Origin of the sequence: Pseudoalteromonas sp. S4741, assembly GCF_005886135.1 — a bacterium.
In the GTDB taxonomy this organism is placed as follows: Bacteria; Pseudomonadota; Gammaproteobacteria; order Enterobacterales; family Alteromonadaceae; genus Pseudoalteromonas; species Pseudoalteromonas tetraodonis.
Window position 1 is genome coordinate 51907 of sequence record NZ_PNCN01000058.1, and the last position, 22959, is coordinate 74865.

Genomic DNA, 22959 nt, shown 5'->3' on the forward strand with positions numbered 1-22959 from the left:
AAATAATGACGCTTATTACTAACAACTTACCTGAAGCACTGATGATTTTAGGTGTGCTTGCGCTCATTATCGAAGTGGCTGTGTTAGGTATGTCTACCTTTATATTATTATTTTTAGGTATGTCTTTGTTTACTAGCGGTTTAATGATGAACTTTAACTTGTTAGATGACTCTTTAACTACCGCATTGTGGAGTAACACACTTATTACAGCTGGGTTTGCGCTATTTTTATGGAAACCATTAAAGCGTATGCAAAACAATGTGGACAAAAAAGGTGTACAAAGCGACTTTGCTGAGCTTGATTTTGTTTTAGCTGACGATGTTGATGAAAACGGTCTCACAATGCATCTTTACTCTGGAATTAGTTGGAAGTTAAAAAGTAAACAGCCACTTTCTGCAGGTACACATGTTAAGGTCGTAAAAAAAGAAGTAGGCACTATGTGGGTTGAAGCCATTTAGCCAACTAGAATCACATTAGATTTTAAGGGCTGTAATATCACTATTACTGCCCTTAAAATTTTTTATTTGTTAGCTTAAGTCATCAGCACTTAGGATAACCACGCCATATAAGTCATTAATGGTTGCTAAAGCACTTTTATGTAGATCAGATGCCAACACATCACTTACTGAAGTTTGTAATGGTCTTGAAGCGCACGCGTCAGCGACTACCGTTTCGTGGTTACCTCTTAAAAATGCACCTTGCGCTGTAAATGTCACACACATGTGGGTCATAAACCCAACAATGATCAATTTATTATTACCGATTACTCCTGCAGGCCAGAATTTATCAATCTCGCACGTTTTATCAAAGGCGGCCATCTATTTGATTTAGATTGGCTGTGGCAAGAAACAGTTCGTGAAATCCCCTTGAATACCGACGAATTCTCGCAATCTCTTTACGATTTTATATTGTTGCAACGGGAATAGATTCAGGTAAAGCTCACTATTTGCAAGCAACGGGCAATGAAATGGTTGAGCAATTAAAAGCCTCTTGCGCCATCCCAATCGCTTATCGGGATTACCCAACAATAAACGGGATCGCCATGACCGATGGTGGCGTTGCCGATTCTATTCCGGTAAAAAAAGCCTATGAAATGGGTGCATCAGAAATAACAGTTATCCTTTCCCAACCTTTAGGCTATCGTAAAAAAGACAACAAAGTACCGTGGTTAACTAAACAACTCTATAAACAGAGCCCAGCGCTTGCAGAGGCCGCCATACAGCGTTCTATAAATTATAATGACAGTATTGATTTTTTGCACCATGCTCCGTCAGATTGCAAAATAAATATTATTGCACCACCAACAGGGTTTAAAGTCGGCCGCACCACCAAAAATCGAGCTATACTCAATTCAGGCTATCAAATGGGCATAAGTGAAGCTATAAGTTACTTGGATAACCCTAGATTTGGTAGCAATGGTTATGAGCGATAAAACCATTACAAACAGATTGCTCGAAGTCAAAATTGCATTTACATCTAATTCAAGCTATTAATTTTTAAACCCGCGAGTTAATGTAATAAGGAGTTATGTGATAATGGCTTATTGTCAAAAAATAGATTATGTTTAGGTGTAGTGTTTGCTCGTGTTCTTGTGTACATACTAAATAAAATAAGGTTTTTTGTGAATTTTCTTCGATGCTTTCATAATATAGTCTCTGATCAACAGCTTAGCTTTGATCAAAAAATTGCAGACTTACTTGCTTTTGGGCTCGATGTTTTTCAGCTCGATTTGGCTATTATCAGCCGCGTAAAAAATAATTCTTACACTGTTTTACATGCTATTACCCCTGACAATTCTCTTGCTATTGGTACTGAGTTTGAGTTAAACGGCACCTATTGTACACATACTTTGTTGGCCAACTCTGCACTGGCATTTCATAATGCGTCGCAAAGTAGTATTGCAAATCATCCTTGCTATATTAATTTCCAATTGGAGGCGTATATTGGAGCGCCTATACGAATAGGTACAGATGTATTTGGAACTGTTAACTTTTCATCAGCTCAAGAATGCGCCCCTTTTAGCGATGAAGCTTATGATTATATTGAATTATTGGCTCAGTGGTTGGGCTCAGAATTTGCGCGCAATCAGGATAAAGTTAATCTCACTAAAAATAGTGACACCTTATTGAAACTTGAAAGCGTTGCAAATATAGGCACATGGGAAGTCGACCTAATAGACAATAGCATTTTTTGGAGCCAGCAAACTCGACGTATTCATCAAGCCGAAGAAGGCTATACTCCAAACATGGAAACAGCCATTGAATTTTATAAAGCGGGTAAAAGTCGAGATAGTATTAATAAAGCGGTAGAAAATGCGGTATCTAAGGGTGAAAAATGGCATTTAGAGCTGGAAATAGTTACCGCAAAGCAGCAAAACATTTGGGTGTCGACTTTTGGTGAGGCCGAGTTTAACAACGGCAAATGTGTGCGATTATTTGGTACTTTTCAAGATATAACTGAAGCCGTTAAGTTACGCGAAGAGTTAAAACAAAAAAAAGCACTTGCAGAACAACTTCTCCAAGACCGAAGTATGCTGTTTGCCAAAATTAGTCATGAGCTTAGAACCCCGCTTAATGGTATTACGGGAATGTTAGCGACTCTCATTGATGAACACGATTATGACAAGCGAGCAGAAAAAATAAAAGTAGCCCTTCGAAGTGCTGACATTTTATTAAGTATTATTAATGAAGTACTCGATTTTTCAAAAATAAATCATGGTGAGTTAAAACTGGAGCCTCACCACTCTCTACTTAAAACGGTATTTACCGATTTGGTTTCTTTATATTCGGTATTGTTTAGTAATAAAAACATTGAACTACTAGCCACAAACAACATTCCTAATGATGTTTGGGTATACTGCGACACCTCTCGATTAAGCCAAATTGTATCTAATTTACTGAGTAACGCGCTAAAATTTACAGAGCATGGATCTGTTTCTCTTGAATCGCAGTTAACATTAGATACAAAGTCCCCTTTACTTACCATTAAAATAACCGACACAGGTCGCGGCATGAGTAAAGCGTATTTAAACTCATTATTTAAGCCTTTTACCCAAGAGGTTGATGCTAACAACAATAAAGATGGCACTGGGTTAGGCTTAGCCATTGTTAAAGAGCTCGTTGGTTTTATGAATGGCAAAATTGAGGTAACCAGTGAGATTAACGTGGGCACATGTTTTACCTTAACTATCCCGATTGAACTTGGTAAACAACAAAAACAAACACCTAGCCTTAAATCTATTAATAATCACAGTAATAAGTTATCTGTTCTGGTAGTTGATGATAACGAAATAAATCGCCTGGTATTAGAAGCGGCACTGGATAAGTTTAATATAAAATCAGACTTTGCTATAGACGGCCAAGATGCCTTGTTAAAATGCAAGCAAAAGCATTTTGACCTTATTTTTATGGACTGCATCATGCCTATCATGGATGGTTTCGAGGCCACTAGGCAACTAAAAGCACAAGGTATTTGTGACCCGCAACAAACCTATATTGTGGCGTTAACTGCTAATGCTTCCTCACAAGATAAACTAAACTGCCAGCAAGCGGGCATGGACATGTTTATAGCCAAACCGTTTAAGCTTCCAGCGATAGAAGAAGCAATTACAAATACACTAAAAAGACTGGGCGTAGCCACACCATAACAACAAATGTCGCTCAGATTAACTTGCACAAAAAACAAAGGATCATTATGACAAATAAAATCATTGGTATTGCACTTATTGTTATTGGCGTAGCGCTTGGTATGTGGGGTTATGATGTTTACGATTCTGCATCTTCACAAGTTACCCGCGCATTAAATGGCGAAACCCCTATAGAAGCATGGCTAGGCTTTATTGGCGGGGCAGTGTGTATTTTAGTGGGTATTACCCGACTTAAATAGCGCTCAAAAAAGCCGCCTTTGGAGAGGGCGGCTTGGGTGAACAAACAGCTATGGGTGAGAGCTGTTATATCAAGAGACTTTAAGCTAAAACACTATTAAGCAGCGCTTTGCTCTGCATCGGGCGTTTGACGAATTAAATAGTCAAACGCACCCAGGCTTGCTGTTGCGCCCGCCCCCATCGCAATAATAATTTGCTTAAATGGCGTAGTGGTTGCATCACCTGCAGCATAAACGCCTTGTAACGATGTTGCGCCTTTGGCATCAATGAGTATTTCACCAAATTGGCTCAGTTCAAGGTCGCTGTCTTTCAACCATTCGGTATTAGGTATTAAACCAATTTGTACAAATATACCGGCTAAGTTCAACTGCCTACTCTCGCCGCTAAGGCGGTCGGTATAACTTAACCCCGTTACTTTTTTGCCATCACCAAGTACTTCCGTGGTTTGGGCATTTTTAATAATAGTGATGTTTTTTAAGCTATTAGCTTTACGAATGAGTACCTCATCGGCGCGTAACGTATCTGCAAATTCAAGTACAGTAACGTGTTCAACTATATTGGCTAAATCAATTGCCGCCTCAATACCTGAATTACCACCTCCAATAACTGCAACCGATTTACCTTTAAATAAAGGCCCATCACAGTGCGGGCAGTATGCAACGCCATGGCCTTTATACTGTTGCTCACCGGGTACATTCATTTCGCGCCAGCGTGCACCGGTTGCTAGTACGAGTGATTTTGCCTTTAACACAGCGCCATTTTCTAGCGTAATATCATACCCATTACTGCCTTTTTGCAGGTTTGCCGCGCGTTGGTTGTGCATAACATCAACATCGTATTCTTTAACGTGTTCTTCCAACTGAGCCACCATTTTTGGCCCTTGCGTTGCTTTAATTGAAATAAAATTTTCAATCGCTAATGTATCAGCAACTTGACCACCAAATCGCTCTGCTACAACCCCAGTATTGAGCCCTTTACGTGCTGAATAAATAGCTGCCGAAGCACCAGCTGGCCCACCACCGACGACAAGTACATCAAACACCGACTTTTCATTGAGTGATGCTGCTTGGCGCTGTGCACCTTTGCTATCCACTTTATTTAAAATATCAGTGAGGCTCATAGCCCCTTGGCTAAAGGGTTCACCATTTAAATATACAGCGGGTACAGCCAGTATGTTTCTTTGCTCTACTTCATCTTGAAATAATGCCCCATCAATCATGGTGGCTTTAATATTGCTATTTGTTGCTGCCATAGTATTGAGTGCCTGCACAACTTGCGGGCAGGTTTGGCAACTCAAGCTAATGTACACTTCAAAATTGAGTGTTTGCTCAAGTGTTTGTATTTGTTCAATGTCATCTTTACTTGCTTTACTAGGGTGACCACCCGTATGTAATAGCGCTAACACTAAACTAGTAAATTCGTGTCCCATAGGTACCCCTGCAAAGGTAATATGGGTATTTTTTTCTGGTGAATGCACCACCATAGAAGGCCTGCGGGCGTTAGTATCGGGATTATTTATTACACTAAACTTATCGCTTAGTGACGCTAAATCATTCGCTAAACTTTCTACTTCTGTTGATTTTTTGCTGTCGTCCAAGGCGATAAGCAGCTCAACAGGCTGAGTCAGCGATTCAAAATGGCTTTTTAGTTGGTTCTTTATGTTGTTGTCTAACATCGCTTAGCCCCTTAAGGAAAATTAAAACAGCAAGGTTCCCATGCCATCAGTGCATGTGCGAAATTTTAGAAACGTGTGATGGCGTGGGAGAGTGCCCAGTGAACCTATACAGGCTCACTGGGTTTAGAGTCATGTTCTACTCTAAATTTAGTTAGTGGTAAGGTTTAAATCTTACCAACTAGGTCTAGTGAAGGTGCTAATGTGTCTTCACCTGGCTGCCAAGATGCAGGACAAACTTCGCCATCATGTGTTGCAATGTATTGCGCTGCTTGTACTTTACGAACTAACTCTTTAGCACTGCGACCAATGCCTAAGTCATGTGTTTCAACAACTTTGATTTCGCCCTCTGGGTTCATTACAAATGTACCGCGAAGTGCAAGGCCTTCTTCTTCAATCATAACGCCAAAGCTGCGAGTAATACGCCCTGTTGGGTCACCAATCATTGGGTAAGTAATTTTACCGATGGTGTCTGACGTGTCATGCCATGCTTTGTGCGTAAAGTGTGTATCAGTTGATACTGAATAAACTTCAACGCCCATTTCTTGTAACTGTGCGTAATGATCTGCAAGGTCACCTAATTCAGTTGGGCATACAAATGTGAAATCTGCAGGGTAAAAGAAAAAGATAGACCACTTACCTAATACGTCTTTTTCAGTGAGTTCTACAAAGTCACCATTGTGGTAAGCTGTTGCATTGAAAGGTTGTAATTTTGTGTTAATCAATGAAGTGCTCATAGTATTCCTCATTTATGTTTAGTGTATTTAAAAAGTTAACGCCTTGTGCGTTGGCTTGATTAATACAATAAGGCTATTGAGAAATTAAATAAAATTGATTGTTTAGATTAAAACAATCGATTTTTAAGATTGCAAATCCAAGGAGTGATCTACTGCTTACTTTTAAGCGTTAAAGCAGTTACAACTCAACTACCACTCATAGTCAGTTGCGCTATATAGATTTTAATAAGATTACACTGCACATCCTTGCTACAATAACGTGGTTTACATTACACAACCTTTAAAGGCATTTCGTTTATGGAAAAATTCGTCAATCACATTCAACTTGGCTATTTGGGCTTATTGCCATTTTTAGGCTGTGTGGGCTGGCCACTCATGGTTGGCAGTAACAGTGTAAATTTAGAGTTTTTTAGTTTTTACAGCATTGCTATTTTAGCGTTTATGGCGGGTAATTTATGGCATGCAGGCCAACAAAGCTTTGCCGATGCGATTAAAGCAGTGCTACCGGTCATTCCTATTCCGTTTTTATCATTCTTACCGATTGAGTGGATGCTTGCGTGGTTAGGCGCGAGTTTTTGGTTAGTACTGATTTTTGAAAAGGCCACAATACAGTGGCAGGGTTATCATAAAGATTATCAAAAAATGCGTTTTGTGCTCACATCAGTGGTATTTGTGTGTCATATCTTAATTATTGGTATGAGTATTTACCCTAAATAACACGCCATGGCTTAACCATTGGTCTGTAATAGGGTAACATCCGCGCACTGTATTGAGAGGACACACCATGATAGACCAATTACGCCAACAGCTTACTGACCTTGGTGAGAATTTTGTAGAAAAAAACGCGGCTTTTAAAATTAAAGTGATCCCGTTTTTTTGTGCCATAAGCATAAAAAAAGATCATAAAAGCGAAGGACGTCTTTCTTTTTATTCAAATCAGCTCATTGAAATATTTATGGTGGTGTTGTTTGTTTTATTTGGCTTAGCCATTTACGACCCTCAAGCCGGTTTTACTCATGGCCCTATTCATATTGTGTTTGCTATTTTGATTACCTTTAATTTAATTCTTAAACAAGTTGCCATCGAAGGGTTAAAAACGCGTTTAGCTATGTATAGGTTACATCAACAGCTGATTAGTACACCGCATCCTGACACATCGCCTGTTACTAATAAAAACATATAATTTAATATGTACTTAAACCCAAATTGGAACATACTCACGGTAGGTGATGGCGACTTATCGTTTTCAAACGCGCTTTATAACCACATTAAACCGCAAAAGTTAGTTGCCTCAACCTATGATGCAGCTGCAACTCTTACAGAAAAATACCCCGATAACGCGCTTGCTTCACTTAAAGCACATAAAGTTAATGTGCTTAATGAATTTGATGTCACCAACACACAATGTTGGCAACAACTAGCCGAGCACCTAAACAGCTTTGATGTGGTGATTTTTCAATTTCCACTTATTCCTGCGTTTATTGGTCGCGACGCATTTGAGAAAAATACACGTAATAACAGCATGAATGTGCTTAACCGTGCGTTACTGCATCAATTTATAAAATATGCCAATGAGTTTGCCTTGAACCCTCAAGGCCCTGGGTTATGTTATATAACCTCAAAAGATGTTAAACCGTATCGTGAGTGGAATATTGAGGGGAGTTTAAATATCCATTTAAACGCGGCATACCAAGGACAAATGCCATTCGATATCAGTCGCTTTGATGGCTATAAAATTCGCAATGTCGACCGTGACAAACACGTCAAAGACACCAGCGGTATTACCTATGTATTTAGTGAAAATACACCACCCGAATTAAGTGATATGTTAACAACCCCGAATTATCTAACGGATGATTATTGCCCGCTTTGTCGTGTGGGGCCGTTTTTAGCGGATGAGGATAAAAACAAACATTTTTCCGCTAAAAAACACCAGCAAATGCTCAAACTAGAACAAGACTGGCAGCAATGGTTAACCGCGTTTTATAAGTCAAATTAATCACAGATTGCGGCGAGCTTAATTAAATCAGCGGCTTTTTCTGCAATGGCTATTACCCCAGCATTGGTATTTCCGGTAATAATACTGGGCATAATAGAGGCGTCTACCACCCGTAAATTTTGCACACCGTGAACACGTAATTCGCTATCAACCACAGCCATATCGTCTTGGCCCATTTTGCAGGTTCCTACGGGGTGGTATTCTGTATCGGCTGTTTGCCTAATAAACTCAATAAGCTGCGTATCATCATTAATATCAAGCGGATATACCATATCTGCACGAATAATATCAAACGCTTTGCTTTGCATTATGCTCAATGTTTTTTTAAGCCCAAGTAGCATAACCTGTAAATCATCGGGGTGGCTTAAATAATTAGGATCAATGAGTGGCGCACTTAAAGGGTTGGCATCCGCTAAACGAATAGTGCCGCGGCTTTTAGGGTGCATTATGCTGCTATGAATACTGTATCCATGGCCATAATGCAGTTTACGGCTGTGATCGTCCACCAGCCCAATAACAAATTCAAGTTGCACATCGGGCACAATAGAATCTGTAAATAAGTTTATAAACGCATGCGATTCGGCAAAGTTACTGGTTAGCTTTCCTTCGCGTTTGGCAAACCAATCAACGCATCCTTTTGCAATATTAAACGCACCACTGGCACTTATTCCAAATGTGCCTTGCGAATATTTTGCTTTGTATAATGGCACAACGGTTAAGTGATCGTGCAAATTACTGCCTACACCTTCTAATGGCGTTACAAGCTCAATGTTATGCTGCTTTAAATGATCTGCAGGCCCCACTCCCGATAACATTAAAAGGTGTGGGGAGTTAATAGCACCGGCACTTAAAATAACTTCTTTATAGGCATTTAGCACCAAGCTTTTATTATTAACTGCAACTGTTACACCAGTTGCAGATTTCCCGCAAAAATTAATTTTATGCACCTGCGCGTCAGTGAGCACGGTTAAGTTTTTACGAGCTAAATTAGGTGTTAAGTACGCTTTTGCCGCACTGCAACGCTCCCCTTTATGTTGAGTGACCTGCGATAACCGCGCACCTAGCTGTTGCTGCGCATTAATATCGTCATTAAGGGCCACGCCTTGCTCTTGGCATGCTTTTAAAAACAGCTGATTAACTGGGCTTGGTAAACTTAGCTCTTGCACATGTAAGGGGCCATTTACACCATGATATGGGCTGTTGGTAAAGGTTTTGTTGTTTTCAGCTTTGATAAAATAAGGCAGCAAACTGGTATAATCCCAGCCGGTATTTCCCATAGCGGCCCAGTTGTCGTAGTCTTTTTTATTCCCTCTTATGTACACCATGGCATTGATTGAACTTGAACCACCAAGCACTTTACCTCTGGGCATAAACCCACAGCGGTTATTAAGCTCTTTTTGTGGCACCGTATTGTAATGCCAGCTATTAATGCCATAAGGCACACTAGCTGCAACTCCCGCAGGCATTTGCACCATAGCACTTTGGTCACGGCCGCCGGCTTCAATTAAACACACACTTACATTTTTATTTTCAGATAATCGCGAGGCAACAACACAGCCGGCACTGCCTGCGCCAATCACAATGTAATCAAATGAGGTGGTATGCATAAAAAATCTCCCATTAAAAAAACTACTTTGCATGGATTATCTACTGAAAACTTGATATTTTTAGACACCTCTCCACTAATGCAATTGTTATGAGCAGCCTGATTAAAGCCACTTCTTTGCAGGGAATTGATACATTAATTACCGAACTAGGTGGTGATACAACAAGCACTATGCGCCATTGCGCCATTGAGGTAGCGTTAAACTCCCTTGAAACACAAAGCTTAACTTATCGCCATTATGCTGAGCTTTTAGAATACTGCGCTCATAGCTTAAACTGCCCAAGTTTTGGCCTTAAACTCGCTAGCAAACAAAGCTTTGATATTTTAGGGCATATCGCTATCGCTGCTAAAAGTGGAACTGATTTAGGTGAAGCGCTAACGTGGGTAATTAAATACCTACACTTACATACACCCGCACTTAATTTAACCACGCATACACTTGAAGATGACCAAAATATATTTTTATCATTCGAAATAAAACTCAAGCCATTACCTGTTATAAATCAAGTTATTGAATTAACAATTGCACTGGCGCTCGCCACCTTAAAAAAAGTGAGCCAAAATCAATGCAAACCCATTAAGGTATTTTTACCGCAAAAGCTTGATGCAAATCTACGCGCTTACCATCAGCACTTTGGCTGTCACGTTATTGAACACAGAAACAGCGCCGGTATTTTAATCGCCAAAGACGATTTATTATTGCCGCTTAATGTTTCTGATCAACACAAAGTACAAGCCGCATTAAACTTTTTAGCCGCTAATAATGCGCATACTCAGTCGTTACCTTCGCAAGTAAGTGCACTTATTCGACCCATGCTACCCCTTTTTCAATGCTCAAACCAAACGATAGCAACGGCACTTAATATGCACCCACGGACCTTGCACCGTGAACTTAAAAAACATAACACCAGTTTTGTAAAACTAAAAGATGCCACTCGCCGCGCATTATGTGAACACTATTTAATGCAAAACCAATTTTCTATTTCACATATTTCCGAGTTGTTAGGTTATCAAGAACAAGCCACATTAAGTGCCAGTGTAAAACGCTGGTTTAACTGCTCTGCCCGCGCATTTAGAGCAAAACATTGTTAAACTGCAAAGCTGCGTAAAATACATAAAAAGGCTAAACATGAATTTTGTGATTGTAGGTACCAATTTTATTAGCGACACCCTACTCGATGCGGCAAGTACTCTGAGTAATTTTAATTTATACGGTATTTGCTCTCGCCAAATAAGCAGCGGCGAGCGCTTTTTAGCTAATCATCCAACAAATACCGACGCTAAAATTTTTACCTCTATTGATGCTGTGTGCCAAGATGAACAAGTAGACGCAGTTTATATAGCTGCGCCCAATAGCCTGCACAGTGCGTATGCAATACAGTGTTTAAAAGCGGGCAAACACGTACTTGGCGAAAAACCTTCAGCAGCAAATAGTCATGAGCTTACGGCTATTTTAACAGCTGCTCAAAAACATCAACGTTTGTACATGGAAGCGATGATGACAACGCATTTACCTAACTTTGCTGTTTTAAAAAACGCATTAAAAAGAATTGGTACAGCGCGTAAATTTATTGGCCAATTTAGCCAATACTCGTCACGTTACGATAAGTTCAAAAACGGTGAGCGCCCTAATACCTTTTTACCTGAATTTGCAAATGGCGCATTAGTAGACTTGGGTATTTACCCACTTTATTTACTTATAGCACTGTGGGGCGCACCAAACAGTGTGCACGCCAGTGGCGTATTGCTAGAAACCGGTGTTGATGGTGCCGGCGATGTACTTTTAAATTATGCAGATAAACAAGCGGTAATTAGTTATTCAAAAATATCGCAGGGCGAGAACATCACCGAAATACAAGGTGAGTTAGGCCGTATTCGTATTGAAGCTGTATCGCAGCTTAAAAAAGTGGAATTCATCGCTAATAATGGCCAAAAAGAAACAATAAGTGCAGATTTTGATGAGCATTTTATGAAGTATGAAGTTGCGCACTTTATTGAGATGATTGAGCAAAACACATTAGAGTCACATATTAACAACCACCAGCTTTCACGCGATGTGATGACGGTACTCGATACCGCCCGCGCGCAATTGGGCGTTATATACCCTGCAGATAGTAAAGCTGAACTATAAATTTTTACTCAATGAGTCAGCCCTCATTACCTGCCACCTCAATCTTAAAAAGAGTAACGCTTATTTTTTATTCAGCCCAGTGATAGCCTCTCATCACTGGGGACCCCATGTAAAACGTTAATTTACATTTACCTGCGTAGGTAAAAGCAGGTAATATGCGCCGCAATTAAGTGGCAATTTTTAAGGACGACCATGCAAAAATCAACCAAAGAGCTATTACTGGCTATTTTATGCATATTGCTTGCAATGATCACTATTCAGTCTGGGGCTTCACTGGCTAAGCAGCTTTTCCCTATTGTTGGCCCTGAGGGCACAACGGCCTTACGTTTAGGTTTTTCTGCCGCTATTCTTTGTTTAATTTTTAAACCTTGGAGACACTTTCCGGTTGCAAGCCAGCGTTTACCCATCTTAATTTATGGTTTGAGCCTAGGCGGCATGAACATTCTATTTTATTACGCCATTGAACGTATTCCACTGGGTATTGGTGTTGCGCTTGAATTTACCGGGCCCCTTGCCGTTGCGTTATTTTCATCAAGACGAAAGCGTGATTTATTTTGGGTTGCCTGCGCAATAACCGGAATATTATTACTGTTACCCGATATGAAAGGCCAAGAAAGTTTAGACCCAATTGGCGTGATTTTAGCGCTTGCAGCGGGTGCGTGTTGGGCAGGTTATATTTTATTTGGTAAAAAAACCGGCAGCCAAAGCTCTGGTGGAGCAACAGTAGCGATGGGTATGACCATTTCAGCTATTGTGCTTGTACCTTATGGTGGTATATCACAAAGTGCTGCATTTACTTGGGATATTATTCCGTTAGGTATTGCCATTGCGGTACTCTCAAGTGCCTTACCTTATACTTTAGAAATGATCACGCTGCGTAATATGTCGCCGCAAGGGTTTAGCATTATGATGAGCCTTGAACCCGCTATTGCAGCACTCGCTGGCTTAGTTATTTTAGGTGAACTACTTAGCATTTGGCAGTGGCTCGCTATTTTATTAGTTATCATTGCCTCGGTTGGTAGCTCAACGTCAAACAGTAAAAAGCAGCCAGTTCCTGCTTAATATTTAATTAAATATTAAGCTACTGAGACACAAAACCCACGCTATTTGCTTGGGTTTTGCAGTTAAGTCATTCACTATTTTATAGGGGATGGCTGACCATGTGGGCTTGAACGCAAATATTGCTTTGGTGCTTGTACTTGCGCGCCCAACTCGGCCGCAGCATGCCAAGGCCAATGTGGGTTATATAAAATCCCCCGCGCTAAAGCGACACCATCAGCACGTTCATCACTGAGAATACTTTCAGCTTGCTGCGCCTCGGTAATTAAACCCACCGCGATCACTGGCATATTCACAACCTGTTTAATGGCGGTTGTAAACGGCACCTGAAAATTCTTAGCAACAGGTATATCTTGCTCAGGGCTTAAACCCGCAGTGCTTACATGAATAAAGTCACACCCTAACGCGTCAAGCGCTTTTGCCAGTTCAATTGATTGCGGTAAATCCCAACCACCATCAACCCAATCGGTTGCTGAAATACGCACACCCAACGCTTTATTGCTTGGAAATGCCGCTCTTACAGCTTTAAATACGTCGAGTAATAATCGCATTCTATTTTCTAGGCTACCACCGTATTGATCATCACGTTTGTTTGTCAGCGGCGATAAGAACTGGTGTAGCAAATAACCGTGCGCGCCATGTATTTCAATTAAATCAAGGCCCAACTCGTCAGCGCGCTTTGCCGCATTAACAAAGTCACTTATGAGCGAATCTATATCATCTTGGTTCATCGCTTTGGGAATGGGGCTGTTTTCATCATAGGCAATGGCTGATGGCGCAACCGTTTGCCAACCATTGAGGTGATCGGGCATAAGTGCCCCACCGCCATCCCATGGTTTATCGGTTGACGCTTTACGACCTGCATGGGCTAATTGAATACCAATAGGCATTGGGCTGTATTGTCTTACGGCCGTTAAACTTTTTGCTAATGCAGCTTGGGTTGTATCATCCCATAATCCTAAATCGGCGTAACTAATTCGCCCTTCGGGATTAACGGCCGTCGCTTCTAAAATAAGTAAACCCGCTCCACTTAAACTCAATTGACCTAAATGAATGGTATGCCAGTCACTTGCAGCGCCATTGTTGGCCGAGTACTGGCACATGGGTGCAATAATAATTCTATTCTCTAGGCTTAACTTACCAAGTGACAATGGTGAAAACAGCTTTGACATTATAAATCCTCATATAACTGACTCACAGCCACAACTAAATTGTGCTGTTCGTGTTATCAATAATTAAACATGTACTATAAAGATTATGGGGGGAATATTCATTTTTATAGTGTTTATAAAAATATAAGTAATGACGTTTTAAACTATACATTATCCAGTTTTTATCTATATTAGGCACAATTATTATTTTGGTTGATTTTAAAGCAACGCCTTTGTTTATTTAATATACAGCGTGAAACACTCAAACCCACCTTTACATTTTTATTCTAAAAAAGTGAATTAAAATTCATATTTTTATTTCCATCACTAAAACACCCTGATACTATTAGCGCTCATTTATAAACACATTTTATTGAACTAGGATCACTTTTTATGTTTAAACCAAGCCTGTTAACCTTGGCTGTATCAAGCGCACTGAGTGGTGTATTATTTAGCAGTAATGCAGTGGCTCAAGAGCAAGTTATTGAAAAGAACAAATCGCTTGAAGTTATTGAGGTTACAGCAACGCGCCGAAGTGGCTCAATTCAAGCTGCGCCTCTTAACATTACCGCGCTCGATGCTGATGTAATGAAAGATCAAAACATCAGTGAGCTGGCCGATGTAGCACGTTGGGTGCCAGGTTTAACAATTACAGATCAAGGTGGCCGTGCCGGTTCACCTATTATAGTCCGTGGTTTAAATACTAATTCATCAGGCCCTTCATCAGATGGTGGCACTGTTGCCACATATATTAATGAAATTCCAGTATCGGTCGATATGCGCCTTGTTGATGTAGAGCGCGTGGAAGTGCTTATTGGGCCACAAGGCACATTATATGGAGCTGGTACATTAGGCGGCGCTATTCGCTATATGCTTAAAGAACCAGAGCTTGATTTCACCTCAGGGGAAGTATTTGGTGATGTTTTTCAAACTCAAGAAAGTGATTCGGTCGGTGGCGAAACTGGTTTTATCTTCAATTTACCATTAATTGAAGACAAACTGGCTGTTCGTACCAGCTTAAATATTTATGAAGACCCAGGGTTTATTGATTACGCCTACACCGTTCGTGAACCAGGTGTATCGATTACCGACCCTGATTGGGCAAACCTTGATGCAGTCAACAGCAATCTTAAAAATGTAAAAGACGCCAACGGTGAAACAACCACAACTGGCCGTATTTCATTGCGTTACAAAGCAAATGAGTCATTTGAAGGCACATTAAACTACTTCTATCAAAAGCAAGACACCGAAGGCCGCTCAATTGTTCATCACAACAGCCTTAATGCTAACAATGGCTTAAATGATCGCATTGGCAAATACGAGTCAGCGTACCGTTATGAAGAGCCACGGATAAAAGAAGACCAATTACTAAGCCTTGAACTAAAAGCCGACTTAGGTTTTGCTGAGCTGGTCTCAGCTACCGGTATTTCTCAATTTGACGCCGATGGGCAACGTGATCAAACTGATCTTTTAATTCGCTTAGACTATGGCTACGAAGAGTTTCCTTCGTTTTCAGCCTTTACTCGTGAAATTGACGAAAAAGACACCTTTACCCAAGAACTACGTTTAGTATCACAAAGTGATGGCGATTTAAGCTGGATTGTTGGTGGTTTTTACAACAAAACTGACACCGATGCATCAAGCAGAGAGTTTACGCCAGGGTTTGATCAGTTCGCGGTTGATAATTTCGAAGGCGCACAACTTAGACCAGACTCTTTAGAATATTTAGAAATTACTGGCAGCAATGTCACTGAATCAGCGCTTTTTGGTGAAGTGGGTTACCAAGTAACCGATAAACTCGACATTACCATTGGCGCGCGTTTTTACGAATACGATGTAAAAGCAAAAGCAGCATATGACTTCCCGCTTGCAAATACTTTATTTGGTGGCGCAGAACCTGATGCGATTAGCATTAATTATGAATACGATAAAGCAGGCGATAACGGTACTCTTCTCAAATTTAATGCTAAGTACCAATTTAGCGACTCTGTAATGGGATATGCAACAATCAGTGAAGGCTTTAGAATTGGTGGTTCAAATCTTCTAGCAGCTTGTCCTGATCCACTTCCAGAAAACCAACAAACAGGCTGTGGTAACCCTGATGAGAGACTTTTTGAATCCGACACAACAACCAACTACGAACTAGGCTTTAAAAGTACATGGTTTAGAAGCCAACTACACTTTAATGCCGCGCTATTTAATGTTGATTGGGATAACGCACAAATTGCAGCAGCTACCGTCGTAGGTCAATTACCGTACCTAACAAACGTAGATAGTGCTAATGCGAAAGGAATTGAAATTGCCACGCGTGCAATTTTATCAGACTCATTTACTGCCTATGCAACTTATGCGTATACAAAAGCAGAATTAACCTCTGACGCGGCATATCTATTTAATGCCGATGGTAATGAGGATAGCCCTAAAGATGGCGACCGTTTACCAGGCTCGCCAGAGCATCAGTTTTCTATGGGGATTAACTACCAAACAGACGTGTTAAATGATAAAACCTTAGATATTAACTACGGTTTAACTGCACAAAGTGATGTAATTTCAAAAGTAGGCCTACGTGACAACGGTGAAGCACTTCCGGGTTATAGCTTAAGTAATATTTCAGCTAAATTAACCGCCGATGCGTGGTCGACTACTTTATATGTAGATAACCTATTTAATAAATATGCGGTTACCTCTGTTCGTCGCTCAGATGCGGATATTACAACAGCGAATGGCGCAGACATACAACGTAACTATGGTTACTATGTTAATCGCCCGCTTACTGTAGGCATTAAATTTAACTATAAGTTTGAAATATAATTAAACGATACGTTGGAAATATAATTAAACGATAAGTTTAAGTACAATAAAAAGGCTCAAATTAATTTTGAGCCTTTTTATTTGTAAGTACATTATTTATAAGAGTATTCATGCAGCCAAACTTAAAGCAACTACACCAAAGCGCTATAAACAACTTAAACCAAGGCAACATTCAGCAAGCGCATAAAGCACTGGTTGAGCTGGTAACACAAAAGCCTGACTTTGCTGATGGCTACTTTTTGCTCGCCATGGTTAATTTACAGGTTGGTCAAATTTATAAAGCGATAAAGCTAATTGAAAAAGCATTAAACTTTACTCAGTCTATTGAATATACAGCGCAACTGGCCAAGTGTTACGCCCTCACCGGCGATTTACAAAAAGCGAAAAGCACCGCCCTCAGCGTTAAGCTTGAACATATTAGTAAAGCACTTGATGCCGATACATTAGGCGTGGCGCTCACTCAAGCGGGTTTACATCAACAAGCAGCTGATTACTTTATATGCGCATTAAGTATAGCTGAGAGGAGTAATACTCGTCAGCCACAGTTTTATTATAACTATGGGGTATGTGCTAAATTTTTAGGCCAGTTTGAAAAGGCGCAGCACGCGTTTGAAAATGCCATTGCACTGAATCCACTTCATCATCAAAGTCATTTTGCTTTAGCTGATTTAACTAAAGTCACTGAGCAAAATAACCACATAGCGCGACTAAAAAACGCATTTGAACAGGTCAATCATCCCGACGCTAAACTGCATATGGGTCATGCGCTCGCAAAAGAATATCAAGACCTAGGCGACTTTTCAGCAGCCTTTGCCGCGTTACAACAAGGTAAAACAGCAAAACTCGCTAATAAGGCGTTTGATAACCAAGCGTCTGAGGCACTATTCGCACACATTAAACAGCTCAGTGATAAATACAAAAACCAAAAAACAGCTGGCAACCAAAGCAGTGAGCCAATTTTTGTATTAGGAATGCCGCGCTCTGGCACCACATTAGTTGAACGCATTTTATCAAGCCACAGCGACGTACAATCGGCGGGCGAGCTGCAAGACTTTGGCCTAAGTGTAAAAAAACTTAGCCAAACGCACACGCCTCAAGTACTCGATATAGACACCTTAAACCAAGCTTACCAGCTTGATTTTGCAAAACTTGGCAGCACTTACCTTGAAGCAACCCGTGTTGTAACCGGCAGCCATAAACACTTTATTGATAAACTACCGTTTAACTTTTTTTATATCGATTTAATTACCAAAGCCCTGCCAAACGCCAAAATAATCTGCCTACTTCGCGACCCCATGGACACCTGTATTGGTAACTATCGTCAGCTATTTACCATTAACAACCCGTATTATGCTTACTCGTTAGACTTACTCGACACTGCTAAATTTTACAGCCGCTTTTATAAACTAATACAGCACTTTAGCGCCCTTCACAGCAATATTAAACTAGTAAAATACGAAGAACTTGTAGCCGCACCAGAGCAAAAGATAAAAGAGTTAGTGAGCTATTGTGACTTAGACTGGCAACCACAGTGCCTTGATTTTCATTTAAACACCGCACCGGTATCAACCGCCAGCAAAATGCAAGTACGCCAACCGCTTAACAACAAAGCCATAGGCCGCTGGAAAAAGTTTAAACCCCATACCGATGAATCGCAGGCTTATTTAGTTAAGGAAGGAGTTTTAGGTTTAATTAAATAACAACAACTGTTATGTGGTCGGATAGTTCAGTGTGATAAATTTTAAAGTTACTGGATGGGTATAAGTTTTTAGGCTGAATGTATTTGAGGTTTTTTTCTCTGTTAACTGACCCTCTTTCACTTAAGGAAAAACCCAACGCTACTATAAAAAGCTAACAAAAAGTAACACACCAATTACTGCAGCAGCTATAAATAAGTATTTACCAAGCTTAGCATTGTGTTGAAGAGATTCTTGATGTTTAGCCTTAAGCATAAGTAATTGTGTTTCGTTTAAATCGGAACAATGCGTACATTTATCCAAGAATTCAGAATAATACAGTTCACACCTATCACATCGCTTTTGTTTAGGTTGCTTAGATCTCCATGATATGCTCATCCCTAGAGACATTATAACTTCCACTCAAGAGTACCAGCGTACTCAACCTTAACCAGCCTACCATTTAATAACGCAGGCTTAAATCGCCATAGTTTTAAAGCCCGTAAACCTTCCTTTTCAAACACACCTTTTGTGGCAGATTCAATTACTTCAACTCTTTCTAACGTACCAACTTCATTCACTATTGCTTTGAACTTTAAGTAGCCCTCTACGCTTTTTTTAGCCGCATCTTCAGGATATTTTGGTTCAATCTTCACAACCCATTTAGCAGGTGAATCTGTTTGTGTATTGGTATACACAGTACTTGAATTTGTCGCTTTATCAGTACTATTACAACCAACCAGTAAAAGGACTAAAAATATAGTTATGTACTTCAAAGGCTACTCCTAAAAATATGCTCAGTAAAATAAACAACTAGTGGTTAAGTTTACTAAGGTGTTCAGCAACACGAAACAAGACCAAACATTATGTATCCGATAATTTATGGCCTTGTTATATTTTTTATTACATTAACAAATCAGAAAAAAGCTACCTAAATTAACGTTAGCGTTTTGCATTATCGATAGTCTGCAAAGTGCCAAAAGCGGATATCGAGCACCATAGCCACTTTTTATGTTTTAGTTACTACGACATACCTATTATCCAAGGCATAGTAATACCTAAACTGACCGACGATACTCCAAAGATAAACTTTAGGTGATTCATAGAACTACATTTAGAATACATATATATCCCTGAAAAAAGCGCAAGTACCGACCACATGGCAGACCCCATAAAATATACGCGAATTGCACTTTGATTTAGTGACGTAGTATAAGCAGAGCCTGCAATAAAATTTAAAAGAAGTGCGACGAATACCCCCATGAAAGGTAAAATACCTATCATAAAAATTCTTTTCTTAAGCACCCATTTCTTCATATGTATGAATCCATTCGATTAACGCCTAAATAACAGGCTAAGTAATGGTTGGCTAAAATTGTGTAGCGAAGCGAAACGTAGCCAACTGTTACGTGTCCTTGTTGATTTTCTTGTTAGCTCTCTTTTGCAGCAATACTGTCATAAATGTAATCAATCGATAAATTACTAGCCAATTTATCCTGCGTATCATATTCAAGGCTGCCATCAATACAAGTTCGCAATATGAATGATAAATTCACATAATCATCATCTATCTCAACATTATATAGGGCCTTTATATTCTCTATTTCGTCTGCATGCTGCTTGTATTCTATTAAATCGATGGTAACTATTAAGTCTACTCTTCTCATTTCAAAGTAAGAGCTTATATATACACTGTTGCCAGGTAAACGTTTAACAGACTTAACCTCAGGATCTTCTAAACCTTCGAATATATCTGATTCAATTTGAATTACAGATGTGAGTTTATCTGAAAATACTTTTGTCCTTAAAAGATCACTAAGATCATTATTGCTCATAGAATTTAGATAACTTTCTGTTTCTTCAATAAGAAAATCTTCGAGATCGTCTAAAATTTCATATCGGTCAAAAGAATGAGAAATTTTATCAACATTCTCATTTACGAAGTCATAAATATTGGTATAGGGTTTTATATTTGCTTTTATTCCATACTCCAGAATATCTTTTGCTAGATCATCATTGAATGAAAGCGTTTTACCTTTATTTTCAAAAAAGTCATGTTTATTGTTAGTAATAAATGCAACATCGCCCTCTATATTTTTATCTTTTAAATAAGTTAAAAATGAAAGCCAAATCAAAGTATCTCTATAACCTTTCTCTTGACCTGTGAAAGGCTTTATTTGCTTTATTGCTCTTTCAACGACTTTACTATGGGGAATACCTTCATAGTTTATGTTTTCAACCCAATCCACTTTATATTTTAAGACATCACTTAAATCATATTTTTGAATACCAAGTTCATCTATATTAAAAGTTAAATTTTTAGAGTTAAGCTTATTAGCTTTATTGACCTGTCTTTTTAATTCGGTTTGAATTTCTTTAAGCTCACGCTCTCTTATATTATTCGTTTCTTGAACAACTAAATCAGAAAGTAAGAAATCATGCTTTTCATTATTCAGATAAAAGAACAACAAACTAAAATTAACATTACTAACAAACCAATTTTTACAAAATATATTTGTATCTAGAAACACTTTCATTTAAATACTTACCTTAATTGGTACACGAAATTTGAGAGAGAGCTAACAATTTAATAGTGCGCTCATCGTGCATATTTCTGCCGATATAACGCTCATTTACCTACTTTATATAGTTTTAAAAAATTCCCTGAAATATTGCTATCACATAGTTTTCTATTATCTTAAAGCAAAATTAAATGGAACAATATGCGCTCAGCGCTCATTTTCATGAATATATGCGCAAAGAGCAGTTTAACCAATCAATTAACGACGATATTTAGCCAATCTCAATGGCTGGTTTTCGCTCTTTACCAAATTTTACTTAAGCGCAGAAGACGTTGTAATCTTGCTAGTTATTTGTAACAACAAACTCGTGGTAGCCTTCTGTTTCAGGGGGGTCAACTTTATCAACACGCACAACGTTTAATTTAGCAAACAAACTATTCCAAAATTTCAACGCTGAACTATCGTTTAAATGAACTGCTACATGCCACTGATTTGTTTCAACAGGCATCAAGTTTTGAATAACAAATTTGGCAATGCCCTGTTTTCGATATTTGGGTAGAATAAAAATATCAGCCAACTCAGGTATTTCTTTGCCAACGATCTCAGTTGGTTCTACGGTAGCAAAACCAGCAATTTGGTTAGAAACGAGTACAAGATAAATAATGCAGTCTTCCTCACCACGAACTACACATTCTAAATATTCTTCATCAATATCATAGCAACCATCTAAACCAACATCTTCTAAGTCAAATATACTCTGATGATATTGGTAAAACTGCCACAGCATTTTTATTGCAGCGATATCGGTTGATTCAGCTTTTCGTATTGTAGTGTCCATTTTATACCTATTTCCTTATGTGTGGTCCGACATTAGCTTTCACTAAAGAGGTGAAGATTCGCTAGTAGTTATCTTTAAAAAACATCATGTTATTAAACAATAACTACTCGAAAATAACAACAAAATAAATTTTAAGAATGGATTGAAAAACCGCCTACAAGCTGATGGTCAAGCGGATAAAACTTCACGTCATACAGAAAAACTCTGGCTAACAGCTTCTCGCTCTTTGTCTAACTTCGCAAAAGTGTCAACTTTAGTCATTCAGGACTCTCTCGTTTATGCTTAAAAAGTTGTCGAAAATACGACAAGTGGGCTTTGTACGATATCACAATAACGTGCTCAAAAAGGTTAGCAGGCAAACACAAGGGAATAGACGAAGTGCATATTTTATTCAGGCGCTTAAATATAGAAATACCATTGTTAATTTAATAAGATAGGCTACAAATTTAGAACCTTAGTTTCTGTTTGCTTAAATTATTGAGTCGACCGTAACTCTTACCTCTGCGATCGAAGATGATATTTAAATTTACCAAAAACTGGCTCTCTCCAAATTTTGTTATGGTTGTTTTGTTCTCAATAATATCCATGATCTCTACCTATTATTTACATGACTCTGAGTCTGTAAAGATAAAGGCTGCTTTGTTTGTTTCTCCTTTTTTCTATTTAACAGGGCTCTATTACTTTTTGCATTTATTAACAACTCCCAATGAAATTACTTTAGGCAACAACAGTATTGAAATTGATGGTAAGGTTTATTCGTTAACCTGAGATCTGGTTAAGCCAACATTAGATTATTACTCTCTAAAATTTCAAGTTCTTGCGATGTTAAATCTAATGACGGCTTTTCCTCTTTTAGGCAATAGGCATTTTATAC

The 22959-nt window shown here is 39.1% G+C and carries 19 protein-coding genes and 1 pseudogene; 12 read left to right on the forward strand and 8 right to left on the reverse strand.

Going from position 1 to position 22959, the window contains the following annotated elements; all coding sequences use genetic code 11:
• Positions 1-5 precede the first annotated feature (5 nt).
• Positions 6-458 (forward strand): NfeD family protein, encoded by a 453-nt coding sequence (locus CWC30_RS09575; RefSeq protein WP_036983833.1) that lies wholly within the window; start codon positions 6-8, stop codon positions 456-458.
• A gap of 69 nt (positions 459-527) precedes the next feature.
• Here the strand turns inward: CWC30_RS09575 and CWC30_RS09580 are convergent, their stop codons facing one another.
• Entirely contained in the window at positions 528-818 is a 291-nt protein-coding gene (locus CWC30_RS09580; protein WP_138626968.1) for an isochorismatase family protein, read from the reverse strand.
• Between CWC30_RS09580 and CWC30_RS09585 the strand changes: the two are divergent.
• From CWC30_RS09585 to CWC30_RS09595, 3 genes and pseudogenes are all read left to right on the forward strand, one after another.
• Positions 753-1432, forward strand: a pseudogene (locus tag CWC30_RS09585) (patatin-like phospholipase family protein); the annotation flags it as partial. The gene CWC30_RS09580 and the pseudogene CWC30_RS09585 sit on opposite strands and share 66 nt — an antisense overlap.
• A 189-nt stretch (positions 1433-1621) precedes the next feature.
• Positions 1622-3646: a hybrid sensor histidine kinase/response regulator gene (locus CWC30_RS09590; RefSeq protein ID WP_138560747.1), complete on the forward strand. Its 2025-nt coding sequence runs from the start codon at positions 1622-1624 to the stop codon at positions 3644-3646.
• Positions 3647-3693: 47 nt separating this feature from the next.
• Complete coding sequence (locus CWC30_RS09595) at positions 3694-3885, forward strand: DUF3185 family protein (RefSeq protein WP_138626969.1); 192 nt, start codon at positions 3694-3696, stop codon at positions 3883-3885.
• 95 nt (positions 3886-3980) lie between these two features.
• Here CWC30_RS09595 and ahpF read toward each other — a convergent pair whose 3' ends face one another.
• Together ahpF and ahpC are read right to left on the reverse strand one after the other, a co-directional pair.
• Positions 3981-5558: an alkyl hydroperoxide reductase subunit F gene (gene ahpF, locus CWC30_RS09600; RefSeq protein WP_076922006.1), complete on the reverse strand. Its 1578-nt coding sequence runs from the start codon at positions 5556-5558 to the stop codon at positions 3981-3983.
• 164 nt (positions 5559-5722) lie between these two features.
• Positions 5723-6292, reverse strand: a complete 570-nt coding sequence (gene ahpC, locus CWC30_RS09605; protein WP_036983829.1) for an alkyl hydroperoxide reductase subunit C — start codon at positions 6290-6292, stop codon at positions 5723-5725.
• Positions 6293-6589: 297 nt separating this feature from the next.
• Between ahpC and CWC30_RS09610 the strand changes: the two genes are divergently transcribed.
• The 3 genes from CWC30_RS09610 to CWC30_RS09620 all read left to right on the forward strand — a co-directional run bounded on the left by CWC30_RS09610 (position 6590) and on the right by CWC30_RS09620 (position 8291).
• Positions 6590-7009 carry a DUF3429 domain-containing protein gene (locus tag CWC30_RS09610; protein ID WP_016899606.1) on the forward strand — a complete coding sequence of 140 codons (420 nt, stop codon included), beginning with the start codon at positions 6590-6592 and terminating at the stop codon, positions 7007-7009.
• A 67-nt stretch (positions 7010-7076) separates the two neighbouring features.
• Positions 7077-7475, forward strand: a complete 399-nt coding sequence (locus CWC30_RS09615; protein ID WP_013463074.1) for a hypothetical protein — start codon at positions 7077-7079, stop codon at positions 7473-7475.
• Between the two features lie 6 nt (positions 7476-7481).
• The gene (locus tag CWC30_RS09620; RefSeq protein ID WP_138626970.1) at positions 7482-8291 is read left to right on the forward strand and encodes a class I SAM-dependent methyltransferase; all 810 of its coding nucleotides are present in this window, start codon (positions 7482-7484) and stop codon (positions 8289-8291) included.
• Here the strand turns inward: CWC30_RS09620 and CWC30_RS09625 are convergent.
• Positions 8288-9898: a GMC family oxidoreductase gene (locus tag CWC30_RS09625; RefSeq protein WP_138626971.1), complete on the reverse strand. Its 1611-nt coding sequence runs from the start codon at positions 9896-9898 to the stop codon at positions 8288-8290. The two genes, CWC30_RS09620 and CWC30_RS09625, sit on opposite strands and share 4 nt — an antisense overlap.
• 89 nt (positions 9899-9987) lie before the next feature.
• Here CWC30_RS09625 and CWC30_RS09630 point away from each other — a divergent pair, with 89 nt between their 5' ends.
• The 3 genes from CWC30_RS09630 to CWC30_RS09640 all read left to right on the forward strand — a co-directional run bounded on the left by CWC30_RS09630 (position 9988) and on the right by CWC30_RS09640 (position 13090).
• Positions 9988-10989, forward strand: coding sequence for an AraC family transcriptional regulator ligand-binding domain-containing protein (locus tag CWC30_RS09630; RefSeq protein ID WP_138626972.1), 1002 nt, complete (start codon positions 9988-9990; stop codon positions 10987-10989).
• Between the two features lie 37 nt (positions 10990-11026).
• Positions 11027-12028: a Gfo/Idh/MocA family protein gene (locus CWC30_RS09635; RefSeq protein ID WP_138626973.1), complete on the forward strand. Its 1002-nt coding sequence runs from the start codon at positions 11027-11029 to the stop codon at positions 12026-12028.
• Positions 12029-12220: 192 nt separating this feature from the next.
• A complete protein-coding gene (locus tag CWC30_RS09640; protein WP_016899600.1) occupies positions 12221-13090 on the forward strand; it encodes an EamA family transporter in 870 nt (289 codons plus the stop codon).
• Positions 13091-13164: 74 nt separating this feature from the next.
• On the opposite strand, the gene CWC30_RS09645 is transcribed toward CWC30_RS09640, so the two are convergent.
• Positions 13165-14259, reverse strand: coding sequence for an NADH:flavin oxidoreductase/NADH oxidase (locus tag CWC30_RS09645; protein WP_138626974.1), 1095 nt, complete (start codon positions 14257-14259; stop codon positions 13165-13167).
• 372 nt (positions 14260-14631) lie between these two features.
• On the opposite strand from CWC30_RS09645, the gene CWC30_RS09650 reads away from it, so the two are divergent.
• Both CWC30_RS09650 and CWC30_RS09655 read left to right on the forward strand, forming a co-directional pair.
• Positions 14632-17049: a TonB-dependent receptor gene (locus CWC30_RS09650; protein ID WP_138626975.1), complete on the forward strand. Its 2418-nt coding sequence runs from the start codon at positions 14632-14634 to the stop codon at positions 17047-17049.
• Between the two features lie 110 nt (positions 17050-17159).
• Positions 17160-18749 carry a tetratricopeptide repeat-containing sulfotransferase family protein gene (locus CWC30_RS09655; protein WP_138626976.1) on the forward strand — a complete coding sequence of 530 codons (1590 nt, stop codon included), beginning with the start codon at positions 17160-17162 and terminating at the stop codon, positions 18747-18749.
• A 386-nt stretch (positions 18750-19135) separates the two neighbouring features.
• On the opposite strand, the gene CWC30_RS09665 is transcribed toward CWC30_RS09655, so the two are convergent.
• The 3 genes from CWC30_RS09665 to CWC30_RS09675 form a co-directional block, all read right to left on the reverse strand.
• A complete protein-coding gene (locus CWC30_RS09665; protein WP_171034706.1) occupies positions 19136-19501 on the reverse strand; it encodes an energy transducer TonB in 366 nt (121 codons plus the stop codon).
• A gap of 654 nt (positions 19502-20155) precedes the next feature.
• Entirely contained in the window at positions 20156-21262 is a 1107-nt protein-coding gene (locus tag CWC30_RS09670; protein ID WP_138626978.1) for a PIN domain-containing protein, read from the reverse strand.
• 328 nt (positions 21263-21590) lie between these two features.
• On the reverse strand, positions 21591-22085 hold the full coding sequence (locus tag CWC30_RS09675) for a GNAT family N-acetyltransferase (RefSeq protein ID WP_138626979.1): 495 nt from the start codon (positions 22083-22085) through the stop codon (positions 21591-21593).
• Between the last annotated feature and the right edge of the window lie 874 nt (positions 22086-22959).